The sequence below is a fragment of the Burkholderia sp. LMU1-1-1.1 genome (assembly GCF_040675865.1).
Taxonomy (GTDB): Bacteria; Pseudomonadota; Gammaproteobacteria; order Burkholderiales; family Burkholderiaceae_D; genus Rugamonas.
Genome location: NZ_JBEGHG010000034.1, coordinates 223,728 through 243,696, shown reverse-complemented (window position 1 = coordinate 243,696; position 19,969 = coordinate 223,728). Strand labels below are relative to the sequence as shown.

The 19,969-nt window shown below is 66.7% G+C and carries 18 protein-coding genes; 9 read left to right on the top strand and 9 right to left on the bottom strand.

What is annotated here, in order from left to right; all coding sequences use genetic code 11:
* Positions 1–52 precede the first annotated feature (52 nt).
* From MRBLMU1_RS22470 to trpS, 3 genes are read right to left on the bottom strand one after another with little or no spacing between them, the layout of a single operon-like run.
* The gene (locus tag MRBLMU1_RS22470) at positions 53–1,012 is read right to left on the bottom strand and encodes a DMT family transporter (RefSeq protein WP_363506012.1); all 960 of its coding nucleotides are present in this window, start codon (positions 1,010–1,012) and stop codon (positions 53–55) included.
* An 11-nt stretch (positions 1,013–1,023) separates the two neighbouring features.
* Complete coding sequence (locus MRBLMU1_RS22465) at positions 1,024–1,314, bottom strand: DUF1294 domain-containing protein (RefSeq protein ID WP_363506009.1); 291 nt, start codon at positions 1,312–1,314, stop codon at positions 1,024–1,026.
* 29 nt (positions 1,315–1,343) lie between these two features.
* On the bottom strand, positions 1,344–2,402 hold the full coding sequence (gene trpS / locus MRBLMU1_RS22460) for a tryptophan--tRNA ligase (RefSeq protein ID WP_363506006.1): 1,059 nt from the start codon (positions 2,400–2,402) through the stop codon (positions 1,344–1,346).
* A 253-nt stretch (positions 2,403–2,655) separates the two neighbouring features.
* Here trpS and MRBLMU1_RS22455 point away from each other — a divergent pair, with 253 nt between their 5' ends.
* Together MRBLMU1_RS22455 and MRBLMU1_RS22450 are read left to right on the top strand one after the other, a co-directional pair.
* Positions 2,656–2,940 carry a hypothetical protein gene (locus MRBLMU1_RS22455; protein ID WP_363506003.1) on the top strand — a complete coding sequence of 95 codons (285 nt, stop codon included), beginning with the start codon at positions 2,656–2,658 and terminating at the stop codon, positions 2,938–2,940.
* Between the two features lie 78 nt (positions 2,941–3,018).
* A complete protein-coding gene (locus MRBLMU1_RS22450) occupies positions 3,019–4,953 on the top strand; it encodes a CocE/NonD family hydrolase (RefSeq protein ID WP_363506001.1) in 1,935 nt (644 codons plus the stop codon).
* A 27-nt stretch (positions 4,954–4,980) separates the two neighbouring features.
* Here the strand turns inward: MRBLMU1_RS22450 and MRBLMU1_RS22445 are convergent, their stop codons facing one another.
* From MRBLMU1_RS22445 to MRBLMU1_RS22435, 3 genes are read right to left on the bottom strand one after another with little or no spacing between them, the layout of a single operon-like run.
* On the bottom strand, positions 4,981–5,781 hold the full coding sequence (locus tag MRBLMU1_RS22445) for a substrate-binding periplasmic protein (protein WP_363505998.1): 801 nt from the start codon (positions 5,779–5,781) through the stop codon (positions 4,981–4,983).
* Positions 5,778–7,046: a TCR/Tet family MFS transporter gene (locus MRBLMU1_RS22440; protein ID WP_363505996.1), complete on the bottom strand. Its 1,269-nt coding sequence runs from the start codon at positions 7,044–7,046 to the stop codon at positions 5,778–5,780. The genes MRBLMU1_RS22445 and MRBLMU1_RS22440 overlap by 4 nt, the downstream gene beginning before the upstream one ends.
* Positions 7,047–7,092: 46 nt before the next feature.
* Complete coding sequence (locus MRBLMU1_RS22435) at positions 7,093–7,752, bottom strand: HD domain-containing protein (protein WP_363505993.1); 660 nt, start codon at positions 7,750–7,752, stop codon at positions 7,093–7,095.
* Positions 7,753–7,992: 240 nt separating this feature from the next.
* Here MRBLMU1_RS22435 and MRBLMU1_RS22430 point away from each other — a divergent pair, with 240 nt between their 5' ends.
* Both MRBLMU1_RS22430 and MRBLMU1_RS22425 read left to right on the top strand, forming a co-directional pair.
* Entirely contained in the window at positions 7,993–8,487 is a 495-nt protein-coding gene (locus tag MRBLMU1_RS22430) for a chemotaxis protein CheW (protein ID WP_363505991.1), read from the top strand.
* 76 nt (positions 8,488–8,563) lie between these two features.
* Complete coding sequence (locus MRBLMU1_RS22425) at positions 8,564–10,192, top strand: methyl-accepting chemotaxis protein (RefSeq protein ID WP_363505988.1); 1,629 nt, start codon at positions 8,564–8,566, stop codon at positions 10,190–10,192.
* 34 nt (positions 10,193–10,226) lie between these two features.
* Here the strand turns inward: MRBLMU1_RS22425 and MRBLMU1_RS22420 are convergent, their stop codons facing one another.
* The 3 genes from MRBLMU1_RS22420 to MRBLMU1_RS22405 form a co-directional block, all read right to left on the bottom strand.
* Entirely contained in the window at positions 10,227–10,907 is a 681-nt protein-coding gene (locus MRBLMU1_RS22420) for a ribonuclease HI family protein (protein WP_363505985.1), read from the bottom strand.
* Between the two features lie 11 nt (positions 10,908–10,918).
* Complete coding sequence (locus MRBLMU1_RS32680; RefSeq protein WP_414646107.1) at positions 10,919–11,695, bottom strand: YXWGXW repeat-containing protein; 777 nt, start codon at positions 11,693–11,695, stop codon at positions 10,919–10,921.
* Between the two features lie 248 nt (positions 11,696–11,943).
* The gene (locus MRBLMU1_RS22405) at positions 11,944–12,171 is read right to left on the bottom strand and encodes a hypothetical protein (protein WP_363505982.1); all 228 of its coding nucleotides are present in this window, start codon (positions 12,169–12,171) and stop codon (positions 11,944–11,946) included.
* Between the two features lie 210 nt (positions 12,172–12,381).
* Between MRBLMU1_RS22405 and MRBLMU1_RS22400 the strand changes: the two genes are divergently transcribed.
* The 5 genes from MRBLMU1_RS22400 (at position 12,382) to MRBLMU1_RS22380 (ending at position 19,929) form a co-directional block, all read left to right on the top strand.
* Entirely contained in the window at positions 12,382–15,723 is a 3,342-nt protein-coding gene (locus tag MRBLMU1_RS22400; RefSeq protein ID WP_363505979.1) for a penicillin-binding transpeptidase domain-containing protein, read from the top strand.
* 98 nt (positions 15,724–15,821) lie between these two features.
* Positions 15,822–17,150: a hypothetical protein gene (locus tag MRBLMU1_RS22395; RefSeq protein ID WP_363505976.1), complete on the top strand. Its 1,329-nt coding sequence runs from the start codon at positions 15,822–15,824 to the stop codon at positions 17,148–17,150.
* Positions 17,151–17,161: 11 nt separating this feature from the next.
* Positions 17,162–17,749 (top strand): hypothetical protein, encoded by a 588-nt coding sequence (locus MRBLMU1_RS22390; protein WP_363505973.1) that lies wholly within the window; start codon positions 17,162–17,164, stop codon positions 17,747–17,749.
* Between the two features lie 6 nt (positions 17,750–17,755).
* The gene (locus MRBLMU1_RS22385) at positions 17,756–18,874 is read left to right on the top strand and encodes a hypothetical protein (protein WP_363505970.1); all 1,119 of its coding nucleotides are present in this window, start codon (positions 17,756–17,758) and stop codon (positions 18,872–18,874) included.
* Complete coding sequence (locus MRBLMU1_RS22380; RefSeq protein ID WP_363505967.1) at positions 18,871–19,929, top strand: hypothetical protein; 1,059 nt, start codon at positions 18,871–18,873, stop codon at positions 19,927–19,929. The genes MRBLMU1_RS22385 and MRBLMU1_RS22380 overlap by 4 nt, the downstream gene beginning before the upstream one ends.
* Positions 19,930–19,969: the final 40 nt, after the last annotated feature.

Below are 19,969 nucleotides of genomic sequence, written 5' to 3'. Positions count from 1 at the left end.
CGGATTAGGCGGCACGCCGTAATCCGCCACGAGCCGCCAACGGCTTCACCGCCTAGCCCGCATGCGTCCCGCCGGCATCATCGAGCGCGTGGATGCGCACCGACCACATGACCCCGACGGCTAGCAGCACCATCGCCGCCACCTCCATCCCGCGCGGCAGCTGCTGCTTGTAGATAAATCCGTACAGCAGCGCGAACAGCGTCTCGAACAGGATCAGTTGCCCCGACAACGTCAACGGCACCTTGCGGCTGGCGACATTCCACAGATGATTGCCGATCACCGACGCACCCAGCGCGAGCAATCCATTGACGATCCAGAACAGCGTCCAGTCCCGCCCGCTGGCCACCGCGCCGGCGCCGGTGACGTCGGCATGGAACAGCGCCAGCGCCGGTAGCGCGATGACCAGCGCGATCAAGCCGCTCGAGACGCCGTACAGCGCCGACCACTCGCCGCTGCTGAAATGCGGATTGCGCTTCAGGTAGCGCGCGTTGTCGACCGAATACCAGGTCCAGCACAGCAGCGCGCCGACTGCGCACAACACGCCGAGCAGTTTGTCCACCAGCGGCGCGCCGTGGCCGGGGTCGTGCGTGAAGACGTCGATGTTGATGCAGGCGATGCCCGCCGCCACCAGCAGCAGGGGCAGCATCAGCTGCTTGAGCGGCACCGAGCCGTGATCCTTTTGTCCCATCAGGGTGACCGATATCGGCAGCACGCCGATGATCAGCGACGTCGCCGATACCCCGGCCAGCTGCACGCCCAGCGCGAGCAGCATGTAGTAGACGATGTTGCCGGCCAGCGCGTGCTTGATCATCGCGAGCACGTCGCCGCGATCGAGGCGGCGCAGCAGCGCGGGCAGGCGGGGCAGCATCAGGCCGGCGGCGATGACGCCGTAGGCGATATAACGCCCGCATGCCATCTCCAGCGCCGTGAAGGACGTCAGGAACGCCGGCACGATGAACACCATGCCCCACATCGCCCCGGCCAGCAAACCGCATAAGACGCCTTGCCACATCGCTTGCTTCCTTAGTAGAGGGTGCACAGCCACCAGACCGCGGCCACGTTGACGGCCACGCTGCACCAGAAGGCGATCTGGAACGAGGTCTTGGCGGTTTTGTGGCGCAGCCAGCGCTGCGCGAGCAGGCCGCCCGGCCAGCCGCAGGCCAGCCCCAGTAGCAGCAAGGTGCGTTCCGATATGCGCTGGCGGTGTTCGACGGCGGCCGACTTGTCGGCCGCGTAGACGATGAAGCACACCACGCTGGCGACGCCGTACACCGACGCCAGCCAAAGCAGCAGCATCGGCAGCAGGGGCGGCAAACCAGAGGCGCCGTCCGGCGTCACCGGGATCAGAAGTAGCGCAGGCCGAGGGCGGCCTTGACTTCATCGGTGGTCTGCGCGGCCACTTCGCGCGCGCGCATCGTGCCTTCCTTCAGCATCTGCATGATGTAGCCGTGGTCCTTGGCCAGTTCCTCGCGGCGCGCGCGGATCGGCGCCAGCATCTCCTGCAGCACCACTTCCAGGCGCTTCTTGACGATCGAGTCGCCCAGGCCACCGCGCACGTAGTGCGCCTTCATTTCCTCCAGCTTGTCCTTTTCGGGATCGAAGGCGTCCAGGTAGATGAAGGCGACGTTGCCCTCCAGGTGGCCCGGATCCTCGACGCGCAGGTGCAGCGGATCGGTATAGACCTTTTTGACGGCGGCGGTGATCTCGGCGGCGGTGGCGCCCAGGTTGATCGTGTTGCCCAGCGATTTGCTCATCTTGGCCTTGCCGTCGGTGCCCGGCAGGCGGCCGATCTCCGGCACCAGCGCCTTGCACTCGACCAGGATGTCCTTGTTGGCGATGCGGTTAAAGCGGCGCACGATTTCGTTGGTCTGCTCGATCATCGGGATCTGGTCTTCGCCGACCGGCACGATCGAGGCCTTGAACGCCGAGATGTCGGCCGCCTGCGAGGCCGGATAGGTCAGGAAGCCGGCCGGGATGTCGCGCTCGAAGCCGCGCAGCGCGATCTCGGTCTTGACGGTCGGGTTGCGCTCCAGGCGCGCCACCGTGACCATGTTCAGGTAGTAGAACGTCAGTTCGGCCAGTTCCGGGATCTGCGACTGGATCAGGATCGTCGATTTGGCCGGGTCGATGCCGACGGCCAGATAGTCGAGCGCCACTTCCACCACGTTGCGGTGCACCTTGTTGGTGTCGTCCATGTTGTCGGTCAGCGCCTGGGCGTCGGCCAGCATGATGAATTGCTTGTAGTCGTGCTGGTAGGCGACGCGGTTGCGCAGGCTGCCGACGAAGTGGCCCAGGTGCAGGGGGCCGGTCGGGCGGTCGCCGGTCAGGATCACGGTCGGACCCTTGGCGGCGGTGGCGGCGGGCGCCGAGGCGATAACTTGGGACTGGTCAGGCAGACTCATCAGGGGTTCCTTTACGTTGCCCCCTCCGGCGCGACGAATAAAAAACGCCACCAGAAGAGGGCGGCGTTGATAAAAATATCACATCACTATGGGTAGACAGTGGCCGCGCGCTAGGAGCGGCGCCAATTCAGGCTGGCGTGAGGTGTGGTGGAAAAAATCATGCGCGTATGGTTGCAGTTCGGCGGCGGTCTGTCAAGGTCCGGCCGGGAACCAAACGAGGGCGGCGCGGGTCTAAACCAAAAAGGAGAATAATATGCCGAACAACTTCAATTCAGTTGAATTCATGGACACGTTAATTGAGGGCGGCTTCTCCGACAAGCAAGCGAAGGCGCTGGCATCGGCGATGTTTCAACTAATCGACAGCCACTTGGTCACTAAAGACTATCTCGACATGAGGCTTCTTGAGCTGCGCGCCGAGTTGCGCTTGGAATTTCGTTCCGCGCTGGCTGAACTCAAATCCGAGCTCACCCAACGGATGGTCACGACACTGGTCGTGCAAACCGGGGTGATCGCCGTGCTGTTCAAATTCCTGCACTGAAGGCTGTTTCATTGCGGAATCCGCATTCCATCAGGTAGTATTGCCCATCCTGCAAGGCAATCCCTCTTTGGAGTCTCCATGCGTCGTCCCGTCGTTGCCGTAATGTCCGCGTTGTTGTCCACCCTGTTCGCTTCCGCCGCCGTGGCGCAGACGGCACCGATGGCACCCGATATCCCCGCCAAGTTCGAAGCCGACATTCCCGACGCCGACTACGTCAAGCGCGATGTCATGGTGCCGATGCGCGACGGCGTCAAACTCCATACCGTCATCGTCATCCCCAAGGGCGCGCAGCACGCGCCCATCGTCCTGACCCGCACCCCGTACAACGCCAGCGGCCGCGCCCAGCGCAACATCAGTCCCAGCATCGCGGCCACCGTCGGCCAGGGCGACGAGGTGATGGTGGGCGCAGGCTACATCCGCGTGTTCCAGGACGTGCGCGGCAAATACGGCTCCGAGGGCGACTACGTCATGACGCGGCCCCTCAAAGGCCCGCTCAACGACACCCGCACCGACCACGCGACCGACGCCTGGGACACCATCGACTGGCTGGTCAAGAACATCCCCGAGACCAACGGCAAGGTGGGGATGATCGGCTCCTCGTACGAAGGCTTCACCGTGCTGATGGCGCTGACCGATCCGCACCCCGCGCTCAAGGTGGCCGTGCCGATGAGCCCCATGGTCGACGGCTGGCGCGGCGACGACTGGTTCCACAACGGCGCCTTCCGCATGCCCAACCTGGGCTACATCGCCAGCCAGACCAGCGCCAAGGGCAGCGGCAAGGCGCTCGCCACCGGCGTCTACGACGACTACGAAGGCATGCTGCGCGCCGGCTCGGTGGCCGATTACGCGAAAAAGTTCGGCCTCGATAAACTGAACTTCACGCGCAAGCTGTTCGAGCACCCGGCCTACGACAGCTACTGGCAGCACCAGGCGCTGGACAAGATCCTCGCCAAGCGCGCGCTCAAGGTGCCGACGATGACGGTGGTCGGCTACTGGGACCAGGAGGACATCTACGGCGCCTACGCCACCTATGCGGCGGTCGAACCGCAGGACAAGGCCAACGACAAGAACTTCCTGGTGGTCGGGCCGTGGCGCCACAGTGGCGTCAATTACGAGGGTTCGACGCTGGGCGCGCTCAAGTTCACCGGCGACACCGCGCTGGAATTCCGCCGCGACGTCATGCTGCCGTTCCTGGATCAATACCTGAAGGATGGCGCGCCGGTCGCCGACACGCCGCCGGTGCTGTTCTACCAGACCGGCGTCAATCGCTGGCAGCGTCTGCCGAAGTGGCCGCTGGCCTGCGCCGAGGGCTGCGCGGCGCCGCTCAAGCCCATCTATCTGAAACCGGATTTCAAACTGGGCTTCGAGGCGCCGCAGGGCACGGCCGGCGACAAGGCCGGCGCCTACGACGAATATGTCTCCGACCCGGCCAAGCCGGTGCCGTTCGTCGCGCGCCCGGTGCGCATGGGCGATGCCAACGTCTGGCGTCCGTGGCTGGTCAGCGACCAGCGCGGCGTGTCCGACCGCACCGATGTCCTCAGCTACGTCACCGAACCGCTCAAGGCGCCGCTGCGGATCGCCGGCGCGGCCATGGTCAACCTGTTCGCCTCGACCACCGGCACCGACGCCGACTGGGTGGTCAAGCTGATCGACGTCTACCCGGACGAGGTGCCGTCGCAGCCGGAGCTGGGTGGCTACCAGCTGGGCATCGCGATGGACATCTTCCGCGGCCGCTACCGCAACAGCCTGGAGAACCCGTCGCCGATCACCGCCAACGCCGTCGAGAAGTACCGTTTCGCACTGCCGAACGCGAACCACGTTTTCCTGCCCGGCCACCGGGTGATGGTGCAGATCCAATCGAGCTGGTTCCCGCTGTATGACCGCAATCCGCAAACCTATGTGCCGAACATCTTCCACGCCAAACCAGGCGACTACAAGAAGGCGACCCTGAAGGTGTACCACGCGGGCGCGCAAGCGAGCGCGATCGAGTTGCCGGTGGTGGAGGCGAAGTAGGCACCGGCCATGGACTCCGCGCTTGCGTTAGCGCGGACGCACGTTATCGTTCAACACGTCCGAGCTGAAGTAGCGCAGATAGCCTTCCATCACCTGTGGCGACCTGGAGATTTTTTCCAGCACGTCGTGCAAGGTGCGCTGATCGTCCTTGCCCAAGGCGTGCGAAATGTAGGCGCCGCTGTATTTCCAGGGCAGCTCGGGTATCGGCTCCACGCGCAGCCGCTCCTGCAGGCCTTGCACGCGCGGTTCGCGGCGGATGGCGCCAGCCATCAGCGTCGGACCCAGGATGGTCAGGTCGACGGCTCCCGCGTGCAGCAGGCGCGCCACCGCCGTCACATCGACCTCGCTGAACAAGCGGCCCTGCTTGCCCAACTCATTGATCAGCGACATGTAGCGCTCGCCGTAGTCGAAACCGCGCACCACCGCCACGCGCAACTCGCGCCGCTCAAGCAGCTCCTGGCCGCTGGCGATGGGCGCGCGGTTGCCGGCGATTGAGATGAGCATGGGGCGGTTGTAGATCATCGGCACGAACGTTCCCAGCTTGTCGCGTTCCGGCGTGCGCGACGCCGGCACCAGGATGTCGGCCTGACCGATCTTGTACATTGCCACCTGGCGCGCGCGCGGCACCACCGTGAAGACGAATTTGCAACCGGCCTTGCGTGCCACGTCGCGCAGCAGATCGGGGTAGATGCCTTTGATCTCGTGGCCTTCGACGATGACGCTGGCGCCGCTGGCGGAGACGGGGACCGTGATATCGCGCGAGCAGCCGGCGGCGGCACCGAGTGAGAAAAGTGCGGCCATCGCGGCCGCGAGCAAGCGCCCGGTCATAATTTAGCCTCCATGCGATGGCTGCCGAAGTAGCGCCGCGCCACCACGATGGCCGCCGCCTGCATCGCCGCGCAGACGAAGAAGGTGGTGCCGATGCGCCAGTCGCCGGGCGACGGGTGGCTGACTTTGCCGAGGATGGCGGCGCCGATCAGCGGCATGAAAATGACGCCGATGCTGCTGATCGATTGCAGCGATCCCATCAACTCGCCCTGTTCGTCGTGCGGGGTTTGTTTGGAGATGATGGCCTGCAGCGCCGGGCCGACGGCGAACGCCAGCACGTTACACAGGATCAGCACATACATCATCCAGCCGTGGGTGGCGAGGCCGTACAGCAGGTAGGTCAGGCAGCCCGAGGCCAGTCCCAGCAGCGACAGGCGGATTTCGCCCAGGCGTTTGATCAACACGCCCAGCAGGCCGGCCTGCACCACGGCCGCCGTGAGGCCGACGCAGAACAGCGCCGCGCCGTTCTGGCCCGGCGTCCAGTCGAAGCGGAACGTGGTGTACAGCACCCAGGTCGTTTGCAGCATCATCTGCGCGCAGGTGACCAGCGCGAAGGTGACGATCAGGCCACGGATGTCCCGGCGGCGCGCCAGCTTGGCCAGCGCCGTGAAGGGATTGATTTTGGCGATGCTGAACGGCGCGCGGCGCGACGGCGGCAGCGATTCGGGCACGGCGAAGTAGCCGTAGGCGAAATTGGCCGCCGACAGCGCGGCGGCGACGTAGAACGGCAGATGCAGGTCGACGCTGCCCAGCAGGCCGCCCAGCATCGGCCCGCAGATGAATCCCAGCCCGAACGCGGCGCCGACCTTGCCGAAGCTCTTGGCGCGGTTCTCCGGCGTCGAGATGTCCGAGGCGTAGGCCGACGCCACCGACATGCTGGCCGACGACATGCCGCCGATGACCCGGCCGATGAACAGGCAGGCCAGGTTGGGCGCCCACGCGGTGGCCAGGAAGTTGACGCACATGCCGGCCATCGAATACAGCAGCACCGGGCGCCGTCCGACACGGTCGCTGAAGGCGCCCAGCATCGGCATGAAGATGAACTGCATCAGACCGAAAGTGGCGCTCAGGATGCCGAACCAGTAGGACTGGTCGTCGCGCGAGCCGGTGAACTCGCCGACCAGCAGCGGCAGCACCGGCACGATCAGGCCGATGCCCAGCATGTCGATGAAGACGCAAATGAGGACGAAGTTCAGATTGCCCGGCGCCGGCGGAGCCAATGCGGCAGGCGCGGCGGCCGGCGTTGCTGAGTCAGGGGAGGTCATAAGCATGGGACGACGCGAAGTCGGGAAGCAAAGTGATGACGCGGGGTCAGGGCGCCGCCGGACTGGCGGCCCATTCGGCGATGAAGTTGTCGCGGAAGGCCGTCAACTCGTTCAGGCGCGTTTGCGCCAGGCGGCGGCCGGCGGCGGTCTGCATCTTGCCGGGGAGGGTGGCCAGTTTGGTGTCGATGTGGTCCAGCGCATAGGCTTTTTCATCGAGTTCGCGGTGCAGCGCCATCGGATCGTCGGCGTGCGCCAGGGCGGTGCCCATGCGGCCGGCCGTGTAAAACAGCCGCGCCAGGCCGACGGCGCCGAGGGCGTCGAGGCGGTCGGCGTCCTGCACGATCTTCGCCTCGATGGTCTCGGGGCGGATGCCGGCCGAAAAACTGTGGCTCTCGATGGTGTGGGCGACGGCGGCCAGCTTATTGGGCGGGAAGTCGAGCTCGGCCAGCTGGCGGCTCGCCAGCAGCGCCGCCTTGCGCGAGGCCAGGTGGCGTTCCGGATCGTTCTTGGGGAGGTTGACCAGATCGTGCAGGTAGCAGCCGGCCAGCACGATCAGCGGATCGGCCTCGGGATAGTCGTCCAGCAGCAGGTTGGCGTTGCGCCAGACGCGGTGCAGGTGGTTGGTATCGTGCGCTCCATCAGACCCCTGGGCGGCGCTGGCCAGAGCGACCAGGCGGGGGTGCCAGCTATTGAGCAAGCTATTCATCGTTCTCCCGTGACGTATCAGACGATTGATTTTTCATCATACAGCCTGCCGCCATAGTTGTGCAGCCGAACTGGGTCCGGGACAAAAATTGTTTGCTTGCCAAGTTGTCACAAGACTTATAAGAACTCTAATTTTGAAAAAGCAACCGGCTTATTTGTTGCCGTGCCGCATTTTCTTGATGCTATAAATCTTGACTTGAGGTAACATTGGGGCAATAACTTTAGCAATGAAGGAACCCAAATGTCCAGCAATGTCAGCGAATTGCGCGCCAACAGCCCCGCCAGCGAGTATCTGGCCTTTACTCTTGGTCAAGAAGAGTATGGCATCGATATACAAAAAGTCAGCGAGATCCGCAGCTATGAAACCCCGACCCGGATCGCCAATGCGCCGGAATTCGTCAAGGGCGTGGTCAACCTGCGCGGCATCATCGTGCCGATCGTCGACATGCGCATCAAGTTCAATCTCGGCACGCCGACCTACGACCAGTTCACCGTCGTCATCATCCTCAACATCGGCCACCGCGTGGTGGGCATGGTGGTGGACCGCGTCTCCGACGTGACCACGCTGCTGCCCGAGCAAATCAAGCCGGCGCCGGAGATCGGCTCGGCGCTCAACACCGACCATATCGTCGGCCTGGGCACGCTCGACGAGCGCATGCTGATCCTGGTCGATATCGACAAGCTGATGTCCAGCGCGGACATGGGCCTGATCGAAAACACCGCGCTGGCCGCATAAGCGACGGCCCCCCACACCGGCATGCCCCGATGCTGATCTACAGTTGCACTATTGTTTTTGATCGAGAGGTACAAGAATGAATATGTTGGAAAACATCAGCATCGGCAAACGCCTGGCGTTCGGCTTCACCGTCATCCTGGCGTTCGCGATGCTGATCACCGGCATCAGCGTCTGGCGCCTGCAGGGCGTGGCTTCGGCCACCGCCGACATGATGCAGGTGCCGCTGGCCAAGGAGCGCCTGATCGGCGACTGGTCGAGCAATATTGATAGCGCTATCCGCCGCACCACCGCGATCGCGCGCAGCACCGACACCACGCTCGGCCCGTACTTCGCGGACGAAGCCAAGGCCTCGTCGGCCAAATCGGGCGAGTACCAGAAGCAGATCGAGGCGTTGATCACCGACGCCGACGAGAAGGAGCTGTTCGCCCGCATCGGCGAGCAGCGCAAGATCTATTTGTCCTCGCGCGACAAGCTGACCAAGTTGAAGGCCGCCGGCGAGCTTGAGGAGTCGAACAAGGTTTTCGAGACCGTGTTCCGTCCCTGCACGGCGGCCTATCAGGCGCTGGTCGCCGACCTGTTGAAAATGCAGCGCGCGAAGATCGACGCCACCGCCGCCCATATCGACGCCGTCGCCGCCAGCAGCCGCAATCTGTTGTACGTGCTGGCCGCGCTGGTGCTGACCTTCGGCGTGGTGTGCGCATGGCTGCTGACCACCGGCATCACCCGTCCGCTGCGCGAGGCGGTGGTGGTGGCGCGCCGCGTCGCCAGCGGCGACCTGACCGGCCAAATCGACGCCAGCGCCAAGGACGAAACCGGCCAGTTGCTGGCCGCGCTCAAGGAAATGAACGCCAGCCTGCTCGGCATCGTCACCGAGGTACGCAGCGGCACCGACCATATCACCACCTCGTCGAGCGAGATCGCCGCCGGCAACCAGGATCTGTCGCGCCGCACCGAGCAGCAGGCCGGCGCGCTGGAGGAAACCGCGTCGTCGATGGAGGAGCTGACGTCGACCGTCAAGCACAACGCCGACAACGCCCGCCAGGCCAACCAGCTGGCCGCGTCGGCCGCGCAGGTCGCCGTCAAGGGCGGCGCCGTGGTGGCCGAGGTGGTCGGCACGATGGATTCGATCAACGAATCGTCCAAGCGCATCGTCGACATCATCTCCGTCATCGACGGCATCGCCTTCCAGACCAATATCCTGGCGCTGAACGCCGCCGTGGAAGCGGCGCGCGCCGGCGAGCAGGGCCGCGGCTTTGCCGTGGTGGCGTCGGAAGTGCGCAACCTGGCGCAGCGCTCCGCGTCGGCCGCCAAGGAGATCAAGGCGCTGATCGGCGACTCGGTCGACAAGGTCAACCAGGGTAGCCGCCTGGTCGCCAACGCCGGCGTGACGATGGAGGAAATCGTCAGCAGCGTGCACCGCGTCAGCGACATCATCTCCGAGATCACCGCCGCCAGCTCCGAGCAAAGCGCCGGCATCAACGAAGTCAATCAGGCGATCGGCTCGATGGACGCGGTCACGCAGCAGAACGCCGCGCTGGTCGAGCAGGCCGCCGCCGCAGCCGAATCGATGCAGCAGCAAGCGGCCGCGCTGGCGCAGGTGGTCAGCATATTCAAGGTCAACGACTCGGCAAGGCCGTACCAGCAAAACAAGGCCACGGTCCCCGCGCGTCGTCTGAACCACGTAGGGCGGATTAGCGCAGCGTAATCGGCCATGCATGCGCCGCCGCCGGCGCATGCAATCACAGCGACCGGTCGATGGCCTGCTGCGACAACCGGTCCGCGTCCCCGTTCCTGTGACGCGGCACCCACCTCAAGCTAACACCTCCCAACGCCTCCAGCAAACCCACCACGCGCACCCGATGCGCTTCCAGTCCCTTCGCTCCGCGTCCCGCCGCAACCGCCTGCGCGCTAAGATTGACATCATCGACCACCACCCGGCTGTCGCCATACACCACCAAATCCGTCGCACCCAATCGCACCGCCGCCTCCAGCAGCGCGGTCAGCGCCAGATACTCCGCCTCGCCACTATTGCCATGCCCGGCGCGGCGGCTGATCTCCAACCGCTCCCCCGCAGGTCCGCAAAGCAGCGCACCGATGCCGATCTGCCCTGGATTGGGATGCGCCGAACCATCGAACCACCCGCGCCAGGCGTTGGCCGGCGGTTGCATGCGCGCCATGCGCACCGCCTCGCGCTGCGCCTTCTCTTGCGTCCTCGCGTCGCGCCGCAGCGCATCACCCCGGCGCGCCTGCGCCCGTTCGTCCAGCAGGCGTGGCAGCCCGGCCACACCCGCGACACCGGTCAACACCTGACGCAGCGCGTCGGCCTCCGTCAACCGCATCCGCGCCGCCAAACGACGAGCGGCCACGCGCTCGCCCTTGTAGGCGGCCGTGGCCAGCTCCTCAAACCCTGTTTCGCCCATCGGCACCACGATCAGTCGCGGCGCGGATTGTCGGGACGGTGGTCGTAGCGGTTCGGTACCCCGTCGCCGTCGCGGTCGCGGTCATACCGGTTCGGCACGCCGTCGTGATCGCGGTCGCCGCGGCCGCCGTTGCGGTAATCGTTGCGATGGTCGCCCCGGTAGTCACGGCCGTCGTGACGGTCGTAGCGGTTGGGGATGCCGTCATGGTCGCGATCACCGTTCGGACCGCGCTCCCAGCGACCGTCCAGCCGCTCCCAACGGCCGCCATGCTCGATCCAGCGTGGCTGGCTGTAGACGTAACCGGGACGGGCGCCGACCCAATTGCCGCCTACCCAAACATGGCGGTTGCCGCGCCAGTCCCAATAACCAGGCGCCCAGATATAGCCGGCGCGCGGCGGCGGCACGACTTCATAGCGCGGCGGCGGCGGGGCGACGGTCACATAGTCGACCTGCACCGGGCGCGGGTCCACGGTGACCCAGCCGCCCTGGTCCAGGCGCCAGCCGCCGTTGTCGCGTATCCATTCGGCGCGGCGGTATTGGGCGCCACGGCGCTCGGCTTCCCAGCGGCCGGCGGCCCACACGTGGCGATGACCGTCCCAGTTCCAGTAACCGGGCGCCCACACATAACCGCGCCGGGCGACCGGCACGCTTTCGAAACGTGGTGGCGGCGGGGCGTCCCCGATGACGATGCTCAGGCCGACCTGCGCGGACGCGGTGGCGGGAGCGAAAGCGGCGGCGCTCAGCGCGAGCATGGCGGCGGCGAAGATAGTGTGCGAGCGTTTGATCATGATGGTTCTCCTTGATTGCGTCGATTGCGGCGCATGGACGAACTATATCAAGCGCCTATCGCGGTAGCGCCGAATGATGCAACTTTTTACATATGACACAAACATGCGGGCGCGATTTGTACGCTTGCGTACAGATGGGAACGTGCGTGGGGAAGGAGCGTTGCGGAGGGGAGAAGCCGTGGAGTTGGCCGGCTTCGCCTGTTACGCGTTGGTGGGTATGAGCGTACAGGCGAAGGGCGCGCGCGCGTTCAAATCTTGGTCGACGTGGAGACGTCGGTGGCCAGCGTGGTTTTGTTTTCATCGATGAGCATTTGCTTCTTTTGCTCCTCGGTCAGGCGCTTGGCGCTGACAACGACCACTTGCATTTCCTGTGCCGCCACCTGGTCTTGTACCGGAGCTTGCAGCGCGTAGTCGGCGGCGAAGACCAGGCCAAGGGTGACGATGAATGCGGCTTCGAAGTTTTTCAGGACGTTCATTTTGCTTCCTTTCGGTGGTTGATTCGGTGGTTAAAAGTGTGTTTCGATGTGCTCACTTTAGGCAAAGCCCCGTCAAGGCGCCATCGGATTGCGACGAGCCGCGTTTTTCGCGGCGCGAACTGCGAATAGGCGCGACAAACCCGTTGAGGCATGTTTTTCGCCGGCCCTCCGCTAAGGCTGGGTAGACACCGTCCACCAGCGCGAGGGCATATGCCGCCATTCATCAGCACTTTTCTGCAAGCTTGGGCCGAGCGCCGCCGCGCGCGCCGCCGGCGGGCCAACCTGCGCGCCGGTGCGGCCAACCGGGGCCGCCCGGCGCTAAAACTGGTCCGTTCCGACGCTGATACCGCTCCCACGCCTCCCAAGGCCGGGTCGCGCCGCGCTGTCTGGATCGTGGCCGCCGCCGTCTGCATCGCCGCCGGTGGCGGCGCGGTGATCGCCGGCCACGCGCGCCATCTGGCGGCCGCCACCGCCAGCACGCCGGAGGCGGCCAACAACGTACGCGCCGCCAACGCCTATCAATCCGTCCTGCCCGGAATCGCCTTCACCGTGCCATCGCAGCCGGGCATCGGCACCAGCCTTTATCCGGGCGGCGTTTTGCTGGTGGCGGCGGGCATGCAAGCCTCGCCGGCGGTGCGGGTGGATTTGTGCAGCCAGTTGCGCAGCCCGGCCGGGAATGATGGGCGCCTGCTGCCGCTGCGGATCGGCTACCGCTTCGACGACGTCAAGCGCTGGGTCGCGCGCAATCAGGAAGCCAATGTGCAGATCGCGCTGCGCAACGTGCTGCTGGTGTCCGACAGCGGAGCGGGCGCGGACGCCATGCCTGAAGTGCAAATCGAAGGCACGGCGCGCGCCGACTTCACCGATCCCCTCAGCGAACCGCTGCAACTGAAATGGAACAGCCGCCGGGCCGACGTGCGTTGGCTCAGCGACGCCAGCCTGGGCCAGGTCGAGCAGGGCGCCAGCGGCCAGGTCGCGCTGCGCCAGCAAGGCTGGCTGCTGTGGGGCGCGGCGTCGGCACTGCGCATCGAGCGGCGGGCCAACGTCACGTGCCCGCAAGCGGGCGAACTGCTGGTGCGGATGTACCGGCCGGCGGCCGATGGCCCCACCGCATCGGATGCGGCGCAGGGCACCGCGCTGGTCACCGCGTTCCCGGCGCGCGGCAGGGCCGTCGGCGCGTATCTGGCGGCGGGACGCTATCAGGTTCCCGCATCGCCCCCCGGCGCGCTGGAGGACCAGGCACTGTTCCTGGCGTTGCAAGAGCATGGACTGGTGCGGTTGAACGCCGCCGGCACCATCGAGCTGGCGCCGCGCGATCTGCCGCAATGGCTGGCCGCCGACGCGCCCGCGCGCGCGGCGGAGCTGGCGGACTGGAAGCAAGTCAAAGCCGATGCCGCCACCACCAAATTGTTCAAGCGCCTGTACCACCAGGCCGATGGCGCCTATGTCCGGCAGCAAATCGATATCTATAACAGCGAACGACGGCTGCTGGCGTGGCGGGTCAAGGTGCCCGCCGGCATGGTGCTGGACTGGAGCGCCAGCGTGGCCGGGCCGTCGAACGCCGCCGGCGCGCCAGTAATGGTGGCCACCACGAGCCAGATGCCGGTCGCCGCCTCGCGCCTGTTCGCATCGCTGCCGCAGGGCTGGCAGCCATGGACGCGTGTCGCCCGCTGGCCGCAAGCCGGCGAGACGTCCGGCGGGCGCCCGGTGCTGCGTCTGATGCTGGCGCTGCCGCGTCCCGCATCCGGAGGCGAAACGCTGCGGATGATGGTGGCGGGGCGCCTTGCAAGCGGTGGCGCCTCCGGGGCCGGCGTCCAGGTATCGGCCGCGTGCACCGGCCGCGCGTGCGCCGGCAGGAACGATGTGCAGGAACTGACGCTGACGCTGCAAGCCGGCGCACGCGAGGTGGCGCTCGAACTGCGGCCGCTCGACTTCAACGCGCCGGAAGACGAGAAGTACCGCCACCTGCGCGTCTCTGGCGGCCGGGTAAGCTGGCAGGCGCTCGCCCTGACCGACACCGGGGCCTATCCCGCCCGCGCTCCCGCATCCGCCCCGGCGCCGGTGCGGCTGGAAGACCGCAACGGCACGCCGCTGTGGAACGACGGCGCCCCGACCCAGCCGGCCATCGATGCCGGCCTGGCGCCGTTGCTGGGCGTCGGCCCTGAGCACGCCAACAGCGTCGCCGGCATGCTTGCGCGGCTGCCGTCGGCGGGCGCGCAGGTCGACGCCAGGCTCACGCTCGACCTGCCGTTGCAGGCGCTCGGCCAGCGCATCCTGGACTGCGTCGGCATGCGCCAGGGCCGCTGGGATGGCAAGGGCTGCATCGGCGGCCAGGCCGCGCCGGAAGGCCGTCATGCGGGACTGGTGATCCTCGATACCGAAACCGGTGACGTGCTGGCGGCCGCCGGCGCCGGCGCGGGAGAGCTTAACAGCGGCAACTGGGCCGAGGTGCGTGATTTCGACCGCACCAGCCCCGCGCGCAGCCCCCTGCGCCTGCCGGCTTTGCAGCACGACGGCGGCGCCCATCAAAGTCCGGGTTCAACCTTCAAGGTGGTGAGCGCGCTGGGCCTCGAAATGGCCGCCAAAACCGATCCGCAGATCGATGCGCTGCTAAGCGGCATGCCGCTGCCCGCCATCAATCGCCTGGCGTCGCAGCGGGGCTTCGGCTTCCAGACCGACGCCGCGATCTATCCGCTCAATCCCAAGCTGGCGCACATTACCAACTATCGCGAGCAGAGCCTCGACCGGCGCGCGCAGGAGGGCCGTCTCGGGCTGGCGCAGGCGCTCACCTACAGCCTCAATACCTGGTTCGCCTGGTCCGGCGAGTTGAGCGACCATAGCCTGTTCGGCCGTCCCGACGGCGGCGCGCCGGACCTGCAGGCGCTGGACGCGGACGCCCTCGATGGCGTGCGCCCGATCGTGGCGGCCGCGCACCGGCTCGGCTTCGAGCAGTCCATGCGCCTGGACGGCGGCCTGCTGCCGGCGGATTTCAACTGGCGTAACTGGGATGCGCTGCAAGCGACGCCGGCCCACATCGACACCATCCACACCCGCCATGAGCTGCGGCAGATGGCGATCGGCCTGCGCATGCAGGTCACGCCGCTGCAGATGGCGCTGGCGTCGGCGGCGGTCGGGCAGGGCAAGCTGGTGGCGCCGCGCATGCTGCTGTCGCTCGATGGCAAGGATAGCGTGGTGCCAGCCATGAGACCGATCGGCATTCGCCTGGACCGCATCAAGGCCGGCATGAAGGGAGTGGTCGATGTCGGTACCGGGGCCGGCGCCTTCGGCGGCGCGGCGCTGGCCGGCCTGCGCTCCGGTTTGTACGGCAAAACCGGCACCGCGCCCACCGGCGACGACACGGCCACCGTCTGGTTCACCGGCTGGCTGGAACCGGGCAGCCTGCCCGGCCAAACCCACCGGCTGGCGATGGCGGCCTTCGTCAGCCATTCCGACGTCACCGGTGGCGCCCACGCGGCGCCGGTGGTCGCGGCGGTGCTGTCCACGCTGGCGGGGCAGCAGCGGGAACAGAAGCGGGAACAGAAGGGGAAATAGGCTTGTAAACGGGATAATGAAAGCGGTCCGTCTGTGGCATCATTTACAAGCGTGAGCCATAGCGCCCATTTTTGTTTTTCTATCATTTACAGGACCTTATGCGGTTGCCAGGAACCCGGTATCAGGAGCACGGCTGGGAACAAGTGCGCAAGCTGTTGGGACACTGCTCGTTGCAGGCTTTCCGGCGGATTGAGATGCACCAGATGCTCGAACCAAGCCCGCACGCGGAGCTGCTCGACAGCTATACCGACGCGGTGGCGGCGGCCCTGCACGCGGGCGCGCGGTCGGCGCGTGGCGAGGCGGAGGGCAACAGCTATGGCGAGAGCGTCTACGAGCTGTCGCTCGGTTTGTTGTATGAACTGCAGGCGCATCCCGGCTTCTGGCAGGCCTTCGTGGCGACGGTGGCTGTCGAACACGCGCGCAGCGGCGCCTTCTGGCTCGACGCGGCGGCCGATGGCGTGATGCGCAAAAAGGTCAACGACATGTACGCCGGCCTGCGCGACAAGGTCGATGCCGACAACTACATCGTCACCACGGGGCGCGACTGCTCCCCCAACAAAATCTACACATACCGGATGCTGGACACGGCCTATCGCGAGATCGCCAGCTTGTTCGCCGCCTGGAAGGAACATGAGTCCCAGGTGGGGGCGATATTGGGCCGTCCGCTGGAAGGCAGCCCTATCGAAGTGCGGCAGATGAAGTCCATCGGCGGCTGCAGGGCGGAGTGGATCATCCGCTGGAGCGAATCGCTGGAACGCTTCGGCGGCGCTCCCGGTCCGCTGCATACCCGCTCCAAGCGCTTCGCCAGCCTGAAAAACAGCCCTGACAAAATCGCGGCGATGCTGGCTGAAATCGGCGACTATGAGGAATTGTCGTCGAATATGGACCGGGTGGACGACTGGCAGGGCGAAGCCGGCGAGGCGGCGTTGTGGCTGGAAGACTACTGGCGCGTGACGGGCGAATCCGAGCGGATCGAGGCGCAAGGCGGCTTGTTCGACGAGGATCGCATACTTGCCGCTGCGGCGCCGGACGGATTCGAGGCCGAGGACGAGGAGGATGCCGCTCCGGAGGGCGACGGGAACGGCCCGCCGATCCCGGATCCGGCCGTTCTGGCGGTGGAGCAGGAGGTGGCCGGCGCGCTTTCCCTGCCCCCCCGCTACATGGAATTGGCGCGGGCCGCGCAGCAAACCGGCAGCTGGATGTTGCGCGTTCTGCGCGACGAGTCGCTGCCGATATGCCTGGCCGTTTATCACAAGCTGCTGGGCGCCGCCGACGACACCTACCCGGATGTCTGGCTGGACCCGGCCACCGGCGAGCTACCGACATTGCAGCAGTTGGCGGCGTTGGACCGGATTTCGATGCCGACGCTGCGCAAGCGCCGCAACGAAGCGATCGACAAGCTGCATGCCGCCAGTGCGGAAAAATGAAGGAGAACGAATTGAATTCAGCACAAGATGAGCAGGACGCCAAGGCCCTGGATGCGCGGCTGCGCGAGCGCGCGCTGTTGGCCCGCGCCGTGCCGGACGACCGGCTGATGCTGGCCGATACGACGTTGCTGGCGGCGCTAGACGGCAGCCGTGTGCTGACGCCGAACGAGCGCCAGGCGCTGGCCGCGTCGCCGCTGACGCTGCGCCGCTTCCGCCAGTTGTCGCTGGAACGCCGAGCGGCGGTCGTCCCGGCGGCCAACGACGCGCAGTGGTCGGGCAGCACCGGCATGCTGCGCGCGGCTTCCACCACGGCGGCGCTGGAGGCCCTTGTCACCGACGACAATTACTGGACGCTGCACTTTTTGCCGCAAGATGGCGGCTGGCAGGTGATCCTGTCGCTGTCGGCGCAAGCGCCTTTCGCCGCGCGGCTGTTGAGCGAACAGCCACAGTTGCGCGTGATCGACGGCGGCGGCGCCATCGTGCTGCAGGGCCGGCTCGATGCCGACGGCGAGTGCGAACGCGCCTGGCCGTTCGACACCGCGCCGGCGCCGCATTTTCAGATGTACGGCGCTGGTTTCGCCGTCGAGCCGGTCGCGTAGCGGATCATGGGTTTTTTCACGCGCCGCCGCAAACAGGCCACCGATACCGGCGGCCTGGGAGTGGGCCTGATCGCGCTGCGGCTCGACGAGGGCGACGTCGCGCCGGCCGACAGCACGGTCGTGGTCTTCAATGCGGCGGGCCATGCGCGGCGCGCGGCGCCGGGCAAGGTGGCGTGCGAGCAGGGCAAATCGGTATTCTGTTTCCATCCCGGACCTTACACGGTGGACTTGATACCGTTTGCCGCCGCGCCCGAGTGGGGCCTGCGTTTGCGTTTTGTGATCGACGCGGCCAACCCGCGCGTGTCGCAGCAGCGCTTCGACCTGTATTTGTACAGCGAGACATCGGGGCGGCTGCAACTGGCGGGCTTCGGCGCGTCGGTGGAGGCGGCGCTGCAGGCGGAGCTGGCGCAAGGGGCGCTGGATCTGCCGCCTTGCACCTCGCTGGATGAGTGGCATGCGTTCCGCGCCGGGCTGAATCAGCTGATGTACACGCGCTACGGCGTGACCGTCGACGACTGCGTGCCGGTCGACTTGGGCGGGCAGGTCGATTTCGCCGATATACTCAAAGCCCGGGCCATGCGCGCGGCCGAAGCCGCACGTCCCGCGGCCGTCGAGATTCACGTGCTGGACGAGCAGGCGGCCGACTTGCCTTCCGCGCCAGCCGCCACGCCACCGCAGCCGCAGCCGCAGCCGCTGCCACCGTTGCCGCCCGCCGCGCGGAACGATGCGCAAGCCCTGCGCCGGCTGTTCCTGGAATTGCCCGCCCTGAGCCGCGAACTGCGATTGCTGCAACTGCCCGAAGGCTTGCCTGTCTTCGAGCGCCACCAGGCGTTGCTGCTGCGCCTTGGCATGGCAAGCCTGAACGTCACGACCATGCCGGCCCTGGCCTGGGCCGCGCCGGACCAGCCGCTGGCGGAGGAAGACCAGAATCGCCGTAGCCGCCACACGCTTATCGCCTGCGACGCGCTGGATGAGGCCTGGTCGCTGTTGGCGCGCCTTCAACTGGCGGGCCACGAACAATGGCCGCAATTGCTGGACGAAGCGGACCGCGTCTGCGCCAATCTGGAAACGGGACTGTCGCTGCGCCGCGCGCCGCGCGCGGAACGCGTGGAGCCATCGCTATGACGATCCTGTCCATCGCCGCCACGCCGACCATCGCCGAATGCCGCAGCATCCTGGCGGACGGCCGTGTCCTCACCATCACCGCCAGCCGCCGTCCGCGCGCCAATCGCGCCGAGGTCAAATGCAGCGTCCCGGGCGCGCCGGCGATCGCCGAGCGTATGCAGGAGGTGGTCCGCCTGGCGCGGCACACCGAAGTGCGTTTCGATAGTCGCGACCAGGTGGTTCTCAGCATGGATATCGCGCCGGGCGACGCGGAGCGCGACTGGGAGCTGGCGGCCGTGTTGGCCGACCGTTCCGTGCGTGGCCTGTTCCAGCCCGCGGCGGGCGTGCAAACCATCGCCCATGGCTGGTCCGACAGCTGGCATCTTGGCCAACTGTCCGGCCGCGCCGATGGCGGCAGCGCCACCGTCGGCACGATGCAAGTCACCCACCTTGGGGCCTTGACCGGCCACGCCGACCCGTCGGCCGCCGTGTCGACGGTGCGCGCCTGGTTCCCGCTGCACAGCGGGGGCGTCAACGACGAGCTGGCGTGGGTCGAGGTCAGCGTGTTCCCGATCGACGCGGACCCGGCGGCCATCGACGTATCGGCCAACGCCACGCACACCGCCGCCGCCAACAGCGAGGAGGACACCATCGCCGCGCCGGGGCTGGACCTGAGCGCGCAGCAGGACATCCGCCAGACGCTGGCCGGCGCGCGCCACTTCGACGGCAAAGGGCTGGGCCGCTGGCGCAGCGTGGTGCGCTTCGGCCAGCCGCGCTTCCAGGGCGGGTCGTACCAACTGGCGCTGGTGATGGCCGACCGCCTCGCGCGCGGCCGCGAATTCGTGCCGCGCGGGCGCATCATCGCGACAGGCTGCTCCAGCGCCTGGCACGCCGGCCGGGTCGACACCGTCCAGGGACGCGAGCCGAAGCTGGAGTTGATAATGAGACAAGTTCACGCGGGCGACCGGGTGCTGCTGCCCAAGGCCTGGGAGGAGGTCCTGCCGCCCGGATTCAGGGCCGATTTGCGCCAAAAAGGCGCGACTTTGGCCTGTATAGACCGTATTGGCATGATTTAAGCTAGCGCTGAATCGTGCGCAAGAATGAAACCGGCTTGCC